Origin of the sequence: Paraburkholderia ginsengiterrae (genome assembly GCF_001645125.1) — a bacterium.
Taxonomy (GTDB): domain Bacteria; phylum Pseudomonadota; class Gammaproteobacteria; order Burkholderiales; family Burkholderiaceae; genus Paraburkholderia; species Paraburkholderia ginsengiterrae.
Genome location: NZ_LXKA01000121.1, coordinates 54275 through 71099 on the forward strand (window position 1 = coordinate 54275; position 16825 = coordinate 71099).

Annotated in this window: 13 protein-coding genes; 5 read left to right on the top strand and 8 right to left on the bottom strand. The window is 62.0% G+C overall.

The features are described from left to right. Nucleotide 1 precedes the first annotated feature (1 nt). A complete protein-coding gene (locus A6V37_RS10630) occupies nt 2-1801 on the bottom strand; it encodes a methyl-accepting chemotaxis protein (RefSeq protein ID WP_064285977.1) in 1800 nt (599 codons plus the stop codon). Between the two features lie 545 nt (nt 1802-2346). Here A6V37_RS10630 and A6V37_RS10635 point away from each other — a divergent pair. After that, nucleotides 2347-2868: a hypothetical protein gene (locus A6V37_RS10635; RefSeq protein ID WP_064268120.1), complete on the top strand. Its 522-nt coding sequence runs from the start codon at nt 2347-2349 to the stop codon at nt 2866-2868. Between the two features lies 1 nt (nt 2869). Then, the gene (locus A6V37_RS10640) at nt 2870-3409 is read left to right on the top strand and encodes a hypothetical protein (protein ID WP_064268119.1); all 540 of its coding nucleotides are present in this window, start codon (nt 2870-2872) and stop codon (nt 3407-3409) included. Between the two features lie 46 nt (nt 3410-3455). On the opposite strand, the gene A6V37_RS10645 is transcribed toward A6V37_RS10640, so the two are convergent. The 7 genes from A6V37_RS10645 to A6V37_RS10675 form a co-directional block, all read right to left on the bottom strand. Next, entirely contained in the window at nt 3456-4418 is a 963-nt protein-coding gene (locus tag A6V37_RS10645; RefSeq protein WP_064268118.1) for a helix-turn-helix transcriptional regulator, read from the bottom strand. Nucleotides 4419-4833: 415 nt separating this feature from the next. After that, nucleotides 4834-6945, bottom strand: coding sequence for a phosphocholine-specific phospholipase C (locus A6V37_RS10650; protein WP_064268117.1), 2112 nt, complete (start codon nt 6943-6945; stop codon nt 4834-4836). Between the two features lie 81 nt (nt 6946-7026). Further along, nucleotides 7027-7350 carry a hypothetical protein gene (locus A6V37_RS10655; RefSeq protein WP_064268116.1) on the bottom strand — a complete coding sequence of 108 codons (324 nt, stop codon included), beginning with the start codon at nt 7348-7350 and terminating at the stop codon, nt 7027-7029. 293 nt (nt 7351-7643) lie between these two features. After that, the gene (locus tag A6V37_RS10660) at nt 7644-8474 is read right to left on the bottom strand and encodes an alpha/beta fold hydrolase (RefSeq protein WP_064268115.1); all 831 of its coding nucleotides are present in this window, start codon (nt 8472-8474) and stop codon (nt 7644-7646) included. An 8-nt stretch (nt 8475-8482) separates the two neighbouring features. Beyond that, nucleotides 8483-10075, bottom strand: a complete 1593-nt coding sequence (locus A6V37_RS10665) for a benzoate-CoA ligase family protein (RefSeq protein WP_064268114.1) — start codon at nt 10073-10075, stop codon at nt 8483-8485. A gap of 101 nt (nt 10076-10176) precedes the next feature. After that, a complete protein-coding gene (locus A6V37_RS10670; RefSeq protein WP_064285978.1) occupies nt 10177-11772 on the bottom strand; it encodes a 3,4-dehydroadipyl-CoA semialdehyde dehydrogenase in 1596 nt (531 codons plus the stop codon). 8 nt (nt 11773-11780) lie between these two features. After that, complete coding sequence (locus tag A6V37_RS10675) at nt 11781-12248, bottom strand: DUF4863 family protein (RefSeq protein WP_064268112.1); 468 nt, start codon at nt 12246-12248, stop codon at nt 11781-11783. Nucleotides 12249-12441: 193 nt separating this feature from the next. Here A6V37_RS10675 and A6V37_RS10680 point away from each other — a divergent pair, with 193 nt between their 5' ends. The 3 genes from A6V37_RS10680 (at nt 12442) to boxB (ending at nt 16800) form a co-directional block, all read left to right on the top strand. Then, nucleotides 12442-13401 (top strand): helix-turn-helix transcriptional regulator, encoded by a 960-nt coding sequence (locus A6V37_RS10680; protein ID WP_064285979.1) that lies wholly within the window; start codon nt 12442-12444, stop codon nt 13399-13401. A gap of 171 nt (nt 13402-13572) precedes the next feature. Further along, on the top strand, nt 13573-15243 hold the full coding sequence (gene boxC / locus A6V37_RS10685; RefSeq protein ID WP_064268110.1) for a 2,3-epoxybenzoyl-CoA dihydrolase: 1671 nt from the start codon (nt 13573-13575) through the stop codon (nt 15241-15243). A gap of 129 nt (nt 15244-15372) precedes the next feature. Continuing rightward, the gene (gene boxB / locus A6V37_RS10690; protein WP_064268109.1) at nt 15373-16800 is read left to right on the top strand and encodes a benzoyl-CoA 2,3-epoxidase subunit BoxB; all 1428 of its coding nucleotides are present in this window, start codon (nt 15373-15375) and stop codon (nt 16798-16800) included. Nucleotides 16801-16825: the final 25 nt, after the last annotated feature.

The window sequence follows — 16825 nt, forward strand, 5'->3', positions numbered from 1 at the left end:
ATTAGTCCAGCTTGAATTGCGCGACCGCGCCTGCGAGGCTCATCGCCTGATTTTGCAACGCTGCCGCGGCCGCTGTGGATTCCTCGACCAGCGCCGCGTTCTGCTGAACCATCTCGTCGAGCTGGCTGACCGCGCGGTTGACTTCCTGAATGCCGCGCGTCTGCTCGTTGGCTGCCTGCGTGATTTCGGAAATGATGGTGGTCACGTTGGCGACGTTGCTGACGATCTCCGTCATCGTCTCGCCGGCCTGGCGCACCTGGCCCGAACCCGACGTCACGCTCGCCACGGTCGCTTCGATCAGCGCCTTGATTTCCTTCGCCGCCTGCGCGCTGCGTTGCGCGAGGCTGCGCACTTCGCCGGCCACCACCGCGAAACCGCGGCCCTGTTCGCCCGCGCGCGCGGCTTCCACCGCGGCGTTCAACGCGAGGATGTTGGTCTGGAACGCAATGCCGTCGATCACGCCGATAATGTCGGAGATTTTCACCGACGCGTGCTGGATCTCGCCCATCGTCGTGATCACTTCGGAGATCACGACGCCGCCGCGCGAGGCGACCTGCGAGGCGGACACGGCGGTATCGTCGGCCTGGCGTGCCGAGCTTGCCGATTGCGTGACCGTCGAGGTGATTTCTTCCATCGACGCAGCGGTTTGCTGCAAGCTCGCCGCCGCCGATTCCGTGCGGCCCGACAGATCGACGTTGCCGGCGGCGATTTCATTCGCGGCCACGCGCACGGAGTCGCTGGCGTCGCGAATCTGGCGCATCACGTGGCTGAGTTTGTCGATGAAGGTATTGAACGAGCGCGCGATCTGCGCGACTTCGTCTTGACCGACCGCGGGCAGGCGTTGTGTCAGATCGCCTTCGCCGGAGCCGATGGCGTCCATGGCGTCGCGCACTGCCGACAGACGCTTGAACGACACGGCAGTGACGGCTGCGACGATCGCGGCGGCGATGCCGGCAATCACGATCAGCGCGATCACCGAGGAGGTCAGCAGCGAACGCATGCCGGCGGTGGCTTCGGCTTTGTCGAGGGCGACGACCGCGTACCAGTCGGTGCCGGGAATCGCCTGCGCGCGCAGGAGTTTTGTGCTGCTGTTTATGTCCGCTTCGACGGGATGGTCGGCGGTGAGGAGGGCGGCGAGCTTGTCGCTGGTTAGGGCGGGCACCAGCTCCGAGACCGGTTTCAAGGTCAGTTTCGCATCCGGGTGCGCGACGATGTGGCCGCTCGCGTCGATCAGCATGCCGAAGCTCGCGGGGGTGGGGTGAATCGCCTTGACGTTGGCGATGACGGTGTCCATGGTCACGTCGCTTGAGACGACGGCCTTCACCGCGCCATCGCGCACCACCGGGACGGCGAACGAGACCACCAGCTTGCCCGTGCCCATGTCCACATACGGCGGCGTCACGACCGGCTTGCCGGCGGCGACGGCCTGCTTGTACCACGGGCGGCCGGTCGGATCATAGTCGGGCGGAATGCCGGTCGGGTCGGTGAACTTCCAGGTCTTGTCCGCATAGCCGACGTACACGTTGATGAACTTCCCGGCGGCGGCGACCTGCTTCAACGCGGTGAGCGGTTCGGGTTGCAGCACCGCGTCCTGCAACGAGTCGATCATCTGGCTGTGGGTGGCGATCCAGTCGCTGATGCCGTCCACGTGACCGCTTTCCACTGCGTTCAGGCTGCTTTCGATGGCATCGGCGTTGTACGAGTTGGCGACGACGTAGTTGAGCGTGGCGTTGACGGCGAGCGCGACTACGACGATAGCTACGCACAGGGCGACGATGCGCGCGCGGATTGAGGTGAACATGGCGGGGGTTTCTTGGGGTGAGCGGTGGAACGGATGGAGTTGATGCGGCGGGGGCCTCACAGGAGGTATACGGCTTGTGCGGTGCAGACTTGAGGGAGGAAGCCTTCGCGTGGCTAAGCAGCGTCGCGAGTACCGTGTGGGACGGGGCGCTGGGCGGTGGCGTGATTTCTTGGGATGGTGCTGGTTTTTCAGTGGAGGCGGAAATAGTGGTTCGTTTTGCGGCGGCGAGCGCTGCGCGGCGCCCTGCATTTGTATGACGATAGCGGTGGTTCGGCGGATGTGTTTCGACCCGAAGCGGACTGCTGGTTCGTGGTGACCTTCGCGGCCTTGGCGACCGCTTTCCAGATGCTATGGGCTCGCGCGCGCGGGCGTGGATAGAAGACCTCCCGGTTGTTCTCCGCCCCGTTGATTCACCCGACGCCTAGTCAATTTTGATCATTCCCGTTTCGATCGCCGAAACCTACTCTGACTTCGACAACTGCGCGTCTTCATCGAGGCGGTTGCCAACCAGAGTAACGCTTTGTGCCTCGTAACGGAGAATCACCATGGACTCGCCTCACCTCTCAGGCTCCGAATGCCGTCCCGCGCGGATAACCGGTATCCGGATCTGCTTCGTTTGTTTGATGGCCGTGTCTGGCCAAGTGCTCGCGGGCGGTTGCCACGAAAATCTATCGTACCTGCGGGCACGCTTTCCAAGTTTTACTGACCCATCGTTGCAGCAAGTCGAGCAGGCCATCTACTCGACGAGAGTATCCGACGCGATAGCGGAAGCCAAGTCCAAAGGGAGTTCTCCCGAGGACGCGGTGTCAGCCGAAATGGAGCAGGCCAACCAGGATCTGCAGTCTGCCAAAGAGGCGTCGAACACCTTTGTATCGGTGTCCATATCGGATAGTTCGGCTGACGAAGTACTTCGCGAACTTAACGGCCCGCATGTCGACCCGAATCTCGAATGCGATGGAGTGGCCGGCAGCAGCGCCTGTGCTGCGGCGGTCGGGCTGATGGGGGCGGTTGCCAATCACGCGCTGGCTGCGGAGATGCAGTGCTTCGCACGCAACGGGATGTGGTGAAATGAAAATCGAATATCGCCTGGTCCTCGTAGTGGCAGGAGTGCTGGCGTCGGGCGGCGCCACAACGGTCAAAGCGGCGGATTCCTGCGCTATTCTGTCTTCGGGTGATGCCGCGAACATGGCTATTGATAGCCCGGACGAGTTTCAGAAGCTCTCTGCCCAATGTCGCGACAGCAAGCGCAGCGCGACGGCATCTGCAAAGCCAGCGCCTGCGGCGTCGGGAACGCAGCGCTCGGCCGGGAAAGCCCCGCAAGCATCCATTTCGTCGGCATCCTCGCAAAAGGAGGAGCCGAAAGGACTTCCGCCCAACTGCGGTTTTGTCTTTTACCAGGCTGAAGTACCGAATGGAACGCACACCTTCGGTGAGAATTTCTGCCAGGGCGGGAAGATCGTGAGATGCGAAAGTACCAAGCCACCGTCAAAGGAATGGGTGCAACTGGATGCATCCTGCGACGACGATCCCACTAAGGGGAACGTGTACATCAAGGAACTTAATGCCAAAAATATCCGGGATACGCTCCAGAAGATGAACAGCGATTGACTGCTGGCATTCGCTCCCCACCACAGTCAGCGTAGCTGTCGGGAAGCTAGGGCCTGGCGTGCCGCAGCTGTGCGGCCAGTTCCGCATTGTTGTGCACGCCCACCCGTTCATGAATCGCTCGCAAGTGGTTGTTCACGGTCGCGGGGGAGATCTTCAGGGTTTTTGCCACCTCTTTGTGCGTGAGGCCGGCAGCCACAAGCTCCGCGATTTCGCGTTCCCGATGAGTCAGATTGTCGAGTGCCTCGCGCGCCCGCGCTTTCAAAAATATCAAATGCTTCGTAAAAAACGGAGTGACGAGGATGCGCCGTCCAACGAAGGACCGGTGGGGAGCGGCGAGTAGATGTTGGAAGAGCGCTCGTGGCACCGCGTGTTCGGATGCGCCAGGCCATTCCGTTTGCAGGTCCGCAATAAATCGTGGTTCCGCAAAGCACAGCACACCACCTGTATCGGCGACGGCGACGCTCCACCGTCCGTCGCCGGCTTCGCGATAGCGTTCGGCCTGTAGCGTCTGGCTAATCTTGAGCGCTTCCTGGAGATGCGGAAAGACCGCTTGCATCAGTTGACGCTGGGCTTCGGAGAAGGCTCTGGCTTTCGACGCCCGGTACAGCGAAACCGAGGCCAGCGTACCGGTCTGCGGGTTGTGGAATCCCGTGATGAGGCCTTGCTCATGGCCATAGCGAAGCGCGTAGGCTTCCAAAGCCTTTGAGTGTCGCGATTGTTCTGGCAAGTAGCAATTCACTGTGACGCCAGGATTCGAAAGGCAGTAGAAAGCCACTCTGTCCTGGTCGCGAACGGGCGCGTATTCCTGCAAACTGTCAGGCGAGTCGTTGTAAAGATACGGCGAGTGGAACACCACGCCCTGCGCGTCACGGATGCCTGAACCCCACCTTGCAGCGTCGAAAGGCAATAGTGCTTTGAGGAGGACGACGGCCTGCTCCTGAAACTCCTCGAGAGGAACTTCGCGCACGCTGCGATACAGTGTGATCAACAGTTCATTCAGCCCGTCCACATACCCACTCCGCGAAGGCCTCTTGTAATCTGGAACGCGTCAGTCAATACAAGGATGGATCGTCTCGACCGTATTCGTCAGAGCGATAGGAGCGAACATCGGGCCCCTATTCGAACATTGGCTTCGTCTCGTTGCCGTCTTTACGATACGGATTTGGCTGACTGTATGCTTCTCTGGCTGGATGATCAAGACGTCCGCGGCGAATCGAAGCGCTGCGAGCGTCCGGGGTTTTTCGGAGCAGCTGTTTGAATGACAAGGCAGGCATCGTGGCGGATGGTCAAAGCCTTGATTCAATGAAATGTCAGGTCTGCGCCGCACAATGAAGAACCAGCCGCAGCATACGAATACCAAAAAAGAACAGCCGCTGCGTATCACCGCAGCGGCCGTCCTATTAACCCCAAAACACCCAGCTAACTTACCCCCCCAGCGCCGGATCACTCATACTGCTCTTCCCAGTCTCCACATGCCCAGCCAAACGCCGCGCGAACAGCGGATCCGTATCGACCGTAATAGCCAGGTCATACCACCCATGCGCGTTCCGAAGATCGAGATAAAGCTGTTCAGTATCACCGCCGCGCACTGAATGCCGGATCACATTGCTCGGGTCATACGCATTGACGATAGTGAACTCACAATGCGCGCTACCGACGTTCTCCAGCCGTAGCTGCAAATTCCCATTCGACACATCGTAGCCTTCAGCCACTTCCGGCCGCGCAATATCCGACCCATTCCACCAGCTACGCGCCACCGGCCGCCCCGCAAAACGGCGTAGGTAACCATTCGGCCCATACACAGTGAAGTCGTAGCTGCCATCCACATTCAGCGGCAATTGATCCTGCAAACGCTTACCCGCTTCAACCGTATAAGTACGCGGCGCATCGAGACTATGAGCGGCGTAGACGAGGAACACCGCACCCGCGCGCCCCGTATTGACGAAACGCATGCTGAGCTTGTTAGCCGCTCCCTCACCGTGCACACGCACAAACAACTCATACGGCAGCGCCCGAGCAGGGCGCACACCAGCTTCCTGCTTCGGCACAGCCTGCAAAACCGGCGGCAGCGGCACATAATCCGTATGCCGGTTCTGATCGGGCGGTACATACCCGCTCGTACTCGGCAGCGTCGGGAAAGCATCATTCGGATTGCTGAAGTTAAACGCCGACATCAGATCACCGCACACCGCACGGCGCCAAGGCGTGATATTCGACTCGCCAAGATTGTGATCATGCCCAAAGCGCTTTTCGATAAAACGAATCACCGAAGTGTGATCAAACAGTTCCGAGCACACATAACCGCCTTTCGACCACGGCGAGACCACCAGCATCGGCACACGCGGACCGAGCCCATACGGAGCAGCAGGGTTGGACGAATCGCCCGGATAGATCTCGTTCGCCGTATCAACGGTAGACAAACCATTCGCGCTCGACGCCGACGCAAACGGCGGCGCCATATGATCGAAGAATCCGTCGTTCTCGTCATAGTTGATCAGCAGCACCGTCTTGCTCCACACCTCTGGATTCGACGTCAGAATCTGCAAGACCTGATCGATATACCACGCACCATAATTCGACGGCCAGTTCGGATGTTCCGAATAAGCTTCCGGCGCAACGATCCACGACACTTGCGGCAACGCGTTATTCTGCACATCCCGCTTCAGAATATCGAAGTAACCATCACCTTTCGCCGCATTCGTCCCAGTACGCGCATTGTCATACAGCGGATTACCCGGCTGCGCATTCCGATACTGGTTGAAGTAGAGCAGCGAGTTATCGCCGTAGTTGCCGATATACGGGTTCTGCGTCCATCCCCACGACCCATTCGCGTCCAGGCCGGTACCGATATCCTGATAGATCTTCCACGAGATGCCGGCGTTCTGCAGCACTTCCGGATACGTCGACCAGCCGTAGCCCACCTCGGCATTGTTGATCACCGGACCGCCACCGTTACCGTCGTTACCCACCCAGCCGCTCCACATGTAATAGCGGTTCGGGTCCGTCGGTCCCATCAGCGAGCAGTGATACGCGTCGCAGATCGTGAAAGCATCGGCGAGCTGATAGTGAAACGGGATGTCCTCGCGCGTGAGATAGGCCATCGTCGTCGTGCCCTTGGCGGGCACCCATTGATCGTAGCGGCCGCCGTTCCATGCCGCGTGCGTGCTGGTCCAGTCGTGCGCGAGATCCTGCAGGAATTGCAGGCCCAGGTTCGGCGCGGTGGGATGGAACGGCAGCACGTAGCCGAGATCCGCCGCGAGCGGCTGATACCACACCGGCTTGCCGTTCGGCAGATTGATCGCGCGGGTGTCGCCAAAACCGCGCACGCCCTTGAGCGTGCCGAAGTAGTGGTCGAACGAGCGGTTTTCCTGCATCAGCACGACGATGTGTTCTACGTCGCGGATCGTGCCAGTCTTGTTGTTGGCGGGAATAGCCAGCGCGTTGCGAATGCCCAGCGGCAGCATGCTCAACGCGGTGGCGGAACCGGCGGCATGCGCGGCGGAGCGTAGAAAATCACGGCGGTTTTTTGAGGTCATGGTATCGGCTTTCGATCTTCAGTAGAGGAACCCTGCACGCAGCGCGCGAGCCTCGCCCGCGCGTCGCGTGAGACGGGGAACTCAGTCCACGGTGTGGATGACGGGTGTGGCGAGCGGCCTCGACGCGGCCGCGGACAAAGCCGGATCGGCGCTTGATGCGGGTCGTGCTGGGGTTTGAATCGTGAGTGCGGCGGGTGTGGCTGAAGCAGACGACGGATTCGTCGGCAGAAGCGCAGCGCCGTTGCCGCTGCCGGCTTGATTTTTTGTAGAGCTAATCGTATTCGAGTCCTGCGCCTTGTCGTCGTCGCTGCACGCACCGGTCAGCGCACAGAGCGACACAGCAGCCAGCACGCCTGCCAAACGTTTGCAGCGCAATGCGAAAGTTGGCTTCGACACAACGGACATGGCAACGTCTCCGGCACGGGGAAGGGGCGCCAGGGCATCCGTGTGCCCAGGTCAGCGATGCCGAAGGATAAACGCTTACCTGTGTAACTTTTGTGAACAAATGGTGAGTTGTGGATTTTTGAGGAATTCACTGGCGACGCCAATTTGGCCGCATGACGAGCTTGGCGGCCACCAACAATGTGACGGCGGCGTGACGCTTTCGCGGCTGGGATTTAACATTCGGCGGCGCAGGCACAAACAAAAACTGCGCCGGAGTGGCGCAGTCGTTGGGTGTTTCGGCCTGAACGGTGTGGCTATTTCTGTTTCGAAACGAAGGCGGCAATCGCCTCATTCAGCGCCTGCGGCGCATCACGATGCGGCGAGTGTCCGCAGCCATCAAGCTTGACCAGCTCCGCATGCGGCACACAGTCGGCAATCGTGTCGATCTGCGCCATCGTTCCGTAGTTATCGTCATGGCCTTGCACCGCGAGCAACGGCACGCGAATGGGCGCCAGTTCCGAGGTAATGGTCCAATCCCGGAATGCGGGATTCAGCCAGATGTCGTTCCAGCCGTAAAACGCGGAATCGACATCGGCGTGATAGCGGCCGAGCTTGGCGCGCAGATCAGTGGTTTCGTAAAGTTGTTTGGTCTGCGCGATGCTTTCCACCGAAATATCTTCGACGAACACATGCGGGGCAATCGCCACCGCGCCGGCCAATGCATCGGGATGGAGCGCGGCGTAGAGCAACGTGATCGAGCCGCCGTCGCTATGGCCGATCAGCCACATGCTCCGGCGTTCGGGCAGGTCGATGTCGAGCGCGTCGAGCAAGGCGGGCAGAATATCGCGCGCCTGGGCCGTCATGAAATCGACAGGCCATTTCACATCATGCGGGCGCGGTGTCGAAAGCCCATAGCCGGGCCGCGAATAGACGAGTCCGCGCATGCCGAGCCGCTCGCATAACGCTTGCGGCCAGTCGCGCCACATCGAAATCGAGCCGAGCCCTTCATGCAGGAAGACGGCGATTGGTGCGTCGCAGGCCGTTTCGTTCACCCAACGATATTCGATGCGCAACGGCCCGTGGGACGCCGTAGCGGGCAGTTCAGCGAACTCGCTGGCGGAAGTGGCGGCGGCGGGGTTCTGCATGAATCACCTTATGACTGTTCGCGCAATTTGAAGCGTTGGATCTTACCGGTAGCGGTTTTCGGCAGATCGTCGACGAACACGATATCGCGTGGATACTTGTGCGGCGCGAGCCGGTCCTTGACGAAGGCTTTCAACTCTTCAGCGAGTATCTCAGACGCGGCGAATTCCTGCTTCAACACGACGAATGCGCGCGTTTTGACGAGGCCGCCGTGATCGACGCCGACCACCGCCGCTTCGAGCACCGCGTTGTGCTGCACCAGGACCATTTCCACTTCGACGGGCGAGACATACTGGCCGCTCACTTTCAGCATGTCGTCGCTGCGTCCGGCATACACATAGCAGCCGTTCGGCAACCGGCAGTACTTGTCGCCGCTGCGAATCCATTCGCCCAGGAAGGTGGCGCGCGACTTCTCCCGATTGTTCCAGTACATCACGGCCGCGCTTGGCCCCTTGATATACAGATCGCCGACGTCGCCATCGGGCACCGCGTGGCCGGCGTCGTCACGCAATTCGACTTCGTAGCCCGGCACCGGCCGGCCCGTGGTGCCGTATTCGACGGCGCCCACGCGATTGGACAGAAAGATGTGCAGCATTTCAGTCGAACCTATGCCGTCAAGAATCTCGCAGCCGAAGTGCGCGGTGAACCGCTCGCCGATTTCACGTGGCAATGCTTCGCCGGCCGACGTGCACACGCGCATCGCGACATCGGCGCGCGCGGGCAGATTGGGCGACACCAGCATGTTCGCATAGAGCGTCGGCACGCCGTAGAACACCGTCGGCCGATGCTTCACGAGGCGCGCAAAAATCGCGTCGGCGGTAGGGCGCTCGGCCATCAGAATCGCGGTTGCGCCGACCGAGAGCGGGAACGTCAGACCGTTGCCGAGACCGTAGGCAAAGAACAGCTTCGCGGCCGAGAACACCACATCGCTCTCGACGATCCCGAGTATCGGCTTCGCGTACAACTCCGCGGTCCAGTACAGGTTAGCGTGCGTGTGGACCGTGCCCTTCGGCTTGCCGGTCGAGCCGGACGAATACAGCCAGAAGGCGATATCGTCGCATCCGGTCGAGGCGGATTTGACGGCGGGTGCGGCGGCCTCGATCAGTGCTTCGAACACGGGCACAGTGCGCGGGTCGCCTTCGCACGGCTGCGAGACGATCAACTGGCAACCGTCATGTTCGGCGGAATCCAACGCTTGCGTCACGTTCGGCAGCAGCGCGCCCGAAGCGATTACCGCACGCGCGTGACTGTGGGTGAGCATGTACACGTAGTCTGCGGAGGTGAGCAGCGTGTTCGCGACCACCGGCACCACACCCGCATACAGCGCGCCGAGAAAGGCGACTGGCAGCGCGATGCTGTCGAGCATCACGAGCAGGATGCGCTCCTCGGGATGCACGCCGAGCGTGCGCAGCGCGCTCGCGAAGCGCCGCGCGCGTTCTTCGAGTTCGCCATAGGTCGTGGCGCCGTTGTCGTCGATATAGGCGGTCTTGCCGGCGCGCGTTGCGTTCAGTCGGAACAGGTGTGCCGCGAAATTGAACTGCGCGGGTGGCGCTTCGGCTGTCACCGCGGGCTGGCTCGCAGCCGTTTCCAGCGTGGCTTCCATGTGTCTCCTCCATCGGGTGTGCGCGGGCCGGCTGTTTTGCGCTCGTGATCCGCTCGATGCTCGGGTGCTTGCTTATGTTTTCGTTGCTCGTGTGGCGTTTGCTAGGCAGTGGGCAAATGGGTCGCGGGTATCAGCGCCTCGATAGCGGCGCCCGCCGCCTGAATGGCCGAGCGTCGATGATAGAAACCCAGCGCGCGCAGGCCGCCGAGTTCTTCGCCGCCGCCGGCGCGGCCCGGTCCGCCATGCAGGGACATCGGCATCACGTTGCCGTGGCCGGTTTGACTCTGCTGGACCGAAGGCGAGATGGCGTGCACGCGGCCGTGCGTATCGGCGAGTTCCAGCGCAAGCCGGCCGAGATGCGCTTCATCGTTCGAATAGATCGAGGCGACGAGCGATCCCTGGCCGCGCCGCGCAAGGGCGACTGCGTGTGCTTCGGGCAATGCATCGGCAGCGGTGGCGACGCGATAGGGCGCCACGCTCGCTACCGGACCGAACACTTCGACATCGTGCAGGAGCGTCGCGTTATCCGGATCGTTGACCACAAACAGATGTGGCGCGACGCAAGCCGCGATGTTCGAGTCCGCATCGACGAGCGGTACCGACGAGCCGTCGTACGCGAGCACCGCTTCCTCGCGCAACGTGGCAATACCGGCCAGCACGTTGTCGTATTGCTCGCGGCTCACGAGCGAACCCATGCGCACGGTGTCGTTGCGCGGATTGCCGACGGGGACCTTCGCGAGCTTTGCCTTGAGCGCGTCGAGCACGGCTTCGAGCATGGCCTCCGGCACGAACGCGCGGCGGATCGCCGTGCACTTCTGGCCGGATTTCACGGTCATTTCCCGCACCACCTCCTTGATGAACAGATCGAAGGCGGGTGTGTCGGGTGCCGCGTCGGCGCAGAGGATCGCGCTGTTCAGACTGTCGGCTTCGACATTCAGGCGCGCGCCGCGCTGCACGAAGGCGGGGTGCGCGCGCAAAGTGGCGGCGGTGTCGGCGGAGCCCGTGAACGACACCACGTCGTAGGCCTGAATCTGATCGAGCAGGCCCGCGGAGCTGCCGCACATCACCGACAGCGCGCCGACCGGCAGAATGCCGGCATCGACTACATCGGCGACCATGCGCTGGGTGAGCCAGGCGGTCGCCGTGGCGGGCTTGACGATCACCGGCACGCCTGAAAGCAGGGCGGGCGCGGCCTTTTCCCACAAGCCCCACGACGGGAAATTGAACGCATTGATGAAGAGCGCGACGCCGCGTGTCGGGGTGAGCACGTGCTGCACGTTGAACGTTTGGTCCTTGCTCAACGACACGGCGTTTCCGTCACGCAGCGCGTGCACGTCACCCAGCGACGTACCGAGCTTCGCGTAGTACGACAGCGTGAAAATGCCGCCGTCGATATCGACCGCGGAATCGTTGCGGGTGGTGCCCGAGTTCGCGGTGGCGATCGCGTAGTAGTCCTCGCGTTTCGCTTGCAGCAGCTTGACGACGTCGGCGAGGCGGGCGGCGCGCGGCGCATAGGTCAACGCGCGCCACGAAGCGGCGCCCTGTTCGCGGGCAAAACTGAACGCCTGCGGAAGATCGAGGCCCTCGCTCGACACGCGTACGAGCGCCTCGCCCGTCACCGGGTCGGTGAGCGTCACACCCGCACCGGTGCCGGCGATCCACTGGCCGCCCACATAGTTCTTCAATAGTTCGGTCATGGCGGATCTCAGGCAGGGGTGAATTCGATTGCGCCTTGCGGCAGCAGATAAAGGACCAGGGCTTGGCCGTTCGCCACTGTCGGACGATGCGCGGAGCCGGGGCCGTACACGCACCAACCGGCCGGGTGGCCGTCGAACGTGGCGCCTTCGGTGAGCGGCATGATCAGATCGATCTCGCCGTGCGGATGAACGTGATGCGGGCCCGCAATATCTTTCATATCGACCACGTCGACGGAAAAGCCGTGGGTCTCGGGCAAGGCCTTGAAGATCCGGCCGTAGCGAATGCCGCCGCCTTCGCGGTTGCACAGCCACCCTTCGGCCACGCCGGTCCGGCATGCGTCGGCGAGATCGCGGAAAGTGTCGCCGCCGGCCGGATACGTGTCGTTCAGCCAGGACGCGAGCGTGCCGTCGAGCGGCCGGCCGGCGAGTTGGGCGGTGACACCGGCAATCAGACGCTGGAATTCATGTGGGGACATGCAAACCTCCAGATCGGCGCGTTGGCAGGCCACAGGCACCTTAGTGCATGCGCGTTGTCGCGCCATCTCCGTGACGCCGCCGGAAAATCTCGACAGCGTTTGTTATTGGATCAATATTTGGCGAAAATTAACTGTTCACCAAGCTTGTGTCAAGCACTATAGTACATCTATCGCACTCATGAGGCGGTAAAACATGAACCAAAATTACTCTCCCGCGCCGCTGGACGATTCCGCCGACGAAGACCCAAGCCGCGCCGAGCGGACCGAGCGCGATCCGTTTCTGACGGCCATGGGCGAGCGCGTGCGGCTGCTGCGCGCGCGCCGCGGCAAGACCCGCAAGACGCTGGCGACCGAAACCGGCCTGTCGGAGCGGCATCTGGCGAATCTGGAATCCGGCGTGGGCAATGCGTCGGTGCTGGTGCTGCGGCAGATCGCGACCACCTTGAACTGTTCGCTGGCCGAGGTGATCGGCGACGAAACTACGGCGTCCGCCGAATGGCTGCTGATCCGCGAACTGCTGCAAGGCCGCGATCAGGCGGCCTTGCAGCGTGCCCGCATGACGCTTGCCGAGATGTTCGCGCAGGCGCCGCGCGATCCGCATCGCAAGGATCGGATCGCGCTGATCGGCCTGCGCGGCGCCGGCAAGTCGACCCTCGGGCGCATGCTGGCGCAGGAGCGCAAGGTGCCGTTCGTCGAATTGACGCGCGTGATCGAGCAATTGGCCGGCTGTCCGCCGTCCGAGATTCATTCGCTGTATGGCGCGGCCGCGTACCGCCGCTATGAGCACCGCGCGCTTGAAGCGGTGATTCAGGAGCATGAGCGCGCCGTGATCGCGTCGCCGGGCGGGCTGGTATCGGAGTCGGGCACGTTCAACGCGCTGCTGTCGCACTGCTATACGGTGTGGTTGCAGGCCACGCCCGAGGAACACATGCGTCGCGTGATCGCGCAAGGCGACTTGCGGCCAATGTCGGGCAACAAGGAAGCAATGGACGACCTGAAGCGCATCCTCGCGGGGCGCGGCGAGCTGTACGGCCGCGCGGATATGACCTTCGACACCAGCGAAAAAACGCTCGCCGACGCCTACCTGCAACTGCGCGACCGCCTTGCCGCAAGGCTGGCAGCCGAATCGCCGGAAGACACGCAGGTGAACTGACCGGCGTTGCGAGGTGAGGGTTTACACGCAAACATGCACTAAAGTGCTTTACATGGGTTTGACGATGCACTATTGTTCAAAAAACAGATTTGCACCGTCCATTCGCAATTTCTTTGCTTTGGATCGGAGTAAGGGCAAAGCGCCAACTCCGATCGACACAGGAGACGCCCCATGTCCACAGCAGAAACCGCCGTCGCGCCGGTCGACTACCGCACCGATCCTTCGCAGTACAAGCACTGGAAACTGAGCTTCAACGGCCCCGTTGCGACGCTCGGCATTGATATCGCCGAAGACGCCGGCATTCGCGACGGCTACAAGCTGAAGCTGAATTCATACGACCTCGGCGTCGATATCGAACTGCACGACGCGATACAGCGCATCCGCTTCGAGCATCCGGAAGTCAAGACCGTGGTGCTGACCAGCCTGAAAGATCGCGTGTTCTGCTCGGGCGCCAATATTTTCATGCTGGGTCTGTCGACCCACGCGTGGAAAGTCAACTTCTGCAAGTTCACCAACGAAACCCGCAACGGCCTGGAAGACTCCTCGCGCCATTCGGGCCTGAAGTTTCTCGCCGCCGTGAATGGCGCCTGTGCGGGTGGCGGCTACGAGCTCGCGCTCGCTTGCGACGAGATCTATCTGGTGGACGACCGCTCGTCGTCGGTCTCGCTGCCGGAAGTGCCGCTGCTGGGCGTGCTGCCTGGCACGGGCGGACTGACACGCGTGACGGACAAGCGCAAGGTGCGCCACGATCGCGCCGACATTTTCTGCACGATCGTGGAAGGCGTGCGTGGCGAGCGCGCGAAAGCATGGCGCCTCGTGGATGAGGTCGTGAAGCCGAATCAGTTTAATCAGACCATCCAGGCGCGCGCGCTCGAACTGGCCGCGCAGAGCGATCGCCCTGCGGACGCCCAAGGCGTCATGCTCACGCGTATCGAACGCACGGACCGCGAAGACGGCCTGACTTACGCCACACTCGACGTTACGATCGATCGCGCCAAACGTATCGCCACGTTCACCGCCAAAGCCCCGCAAACCGATCAGCCCACCGAGATCGATGCGATCGTCGCCGCCGGTGCGAAGTGGTGGCCGCTGCAATTCGCCCGCGAACTCGACGACGCGATCCTGTGCATGCGTACCAACGAACTCGCCGTCGGCACGTGGGTGTTCCGCACCGAAGGCGACGCCCGCAAGCTGCTCGCCGCGGATGCCACGTTGATGCAGCATCGCGACCACTGGTTCGTGCGCGAGACCATCGGTCTGCTGCGCCGCACGCTGGCGCGTATCGACGTCTCGTCGCGGTCGATCTTCGCGCTGATCGAGCCGGGTTCGTGTTTCGCCGGCACATTCGCGGAATTCGCGTTCGCGGCGGACCGTACGTATATGGCCGCGCTGCCGAGCAATGAGGAAGAGGAACCGGCCATCACGCTTTCCGAAGTCAACTTCGGCTTGTATCCGATGGTCACGCATCAGTCGCGCCTCGCTCGCCGTTTTTATGAGGAAACCGAACCGCTCGACGCCGTGCGCGCGCTGATCGGTCAGCCGGTCAAGCCGGTCGAAGCCGAACGCCTCGGTCTCGTGACCGCGTCGCCCGACGATATCGATTGGGCCGACGAAATCCGCATCGCGCTCGAAGAGCGTGCGGCGATGTCGCCCGATGCCTTGACCGGACTCGAAGCGAATCTGCGCTTCAACGGTCCTGAAACGATGGAGACGCGCATCTTCGGCCGTCTCACCGCATGGCAGAACTGGATTTTCAACCGGCCGAACGCAGTGGGCGAGAAGGGCGCGCTCAAGGTGTACGGCAAGGGCAGCAAGGCGCAATTCGATGTCTCGCGCGTTTGACGCGTGCTCGATGCGCGTTTGATGCGCGTCTGAACGCCATACACGCAACGAGCGCGGAATAAGCGACGCCACCTGTCCGATACGCGCCTCTCACCGTCAGCACTGCAGCTTCCGAACAAGGAACCGACCATGTCTACGATCAACTACAGCGAAAAAATTCCGAACAACGTCAACCTCGCCGACGACCGGGCACTGCAGCGCGCGCTCGAGCAATGGCAGCCGAATTTTCTGTCGTGGTGGGGCGACATGGGCCCGGAAGGCTCACACGGATACGACGTCTATCTGCGTACGGCAGTGAGCGTCGACGCGGGCGGGTGGGCGCACTTCGATCACGTGAAGATGCCGGACTACCGCTGGGGCATTTTCCTCACGCCTGGTGAGCAGGACCGCAAGATCCACTTCGGCGAACACAAGGGCGAGGCGGCATGGCAGGACGTGCCCGGCGAGCATCGCGCGAATCTGCGCCGCATTATCGTGACACAAGGCGACACGGAGCCGGCCTCGGTCGAGCAGCAGCGCCACCTCGGTTTAACGGCGCCTTCCATGTACGATCTGCGCAACCTGTTCCAGGTCAATGTGGAAGAAGGCCGCCACCTGTGGGCGATGGTCTATCTGCTGCATCGCTACTTTGGCCGCGACGGACGTGAGGAAGCCGAAGCATTGCTCGGCCGCCGTTCGGGCGACGAAGACAACCCCCGCATTCTCGGCGCGTTCAACGAGAAGACACCGGACTGGCTCGCGTTCTTCATGTTCACGTACTTCACGGATCGCGACGGAAAATTCCAGTTGTCGGCACTTGCCGAGTCGGGTTTCGATCCGCTCGCGCGCACGACGAAGTTCATGCTGACGGAAGAAGCGCATCATATGTTCGTCGGCGAATCGGGTGTCTCGCGGGTGATCCAGCGCACCGCGCAGGTCATGAACGAACTGGGCACGGACGACGTCGCGAAGCTCCGCGCGGCCGGCGTGATCGACCTGCCGACCATCCAGCGTTATCTGAACTTCCATTACTCGGTCACGATCGACCTGTTCGGCGCGGATCATTCGTCCAACGCGGCCACGTTCTACAGCTCGGGTCTGAAGGGCCGCTATGAAGAAGGCAAGCGCGACGACGACCATCAGCTGAACGGCCAGAGCTACAAGCTGCTCGACGTGCAGGACGGCAAACTGGTCGAGCGCGAAGTGCCGATGCTCAACGCGATGAACGAAGTGCTGCGCGATGACTACATCAAGGATTCCGTGGCGGGCGTGGGGCGCTGGAACAAGGTGCTCGAAAAGGCCGGCATCGATTTCCGCATGACGGTGCCGCACAAGGCGTTCAACCGCCAGATCGGCACGTTTGCGGGTACCCGCGTGTCGCCTGACGGCCGCGTGGTCAGCGAAACCGAATGGGCTGCCAACGAAGCGAAGTGGCTCGCCACGCCGGAAGATCGCGCGTATGTGGCCTCGCTGATGGGCCGTGTCACGGAAGCCGGCAAGTTCGCCAACTGGATTTCGCCGCCGGCAATGGGCGTGAACCGCCAGCCGGTCGATTTCGAATACGTGCGCTTTAACTGATCGCACGGGCGGCACGTGGCACGCT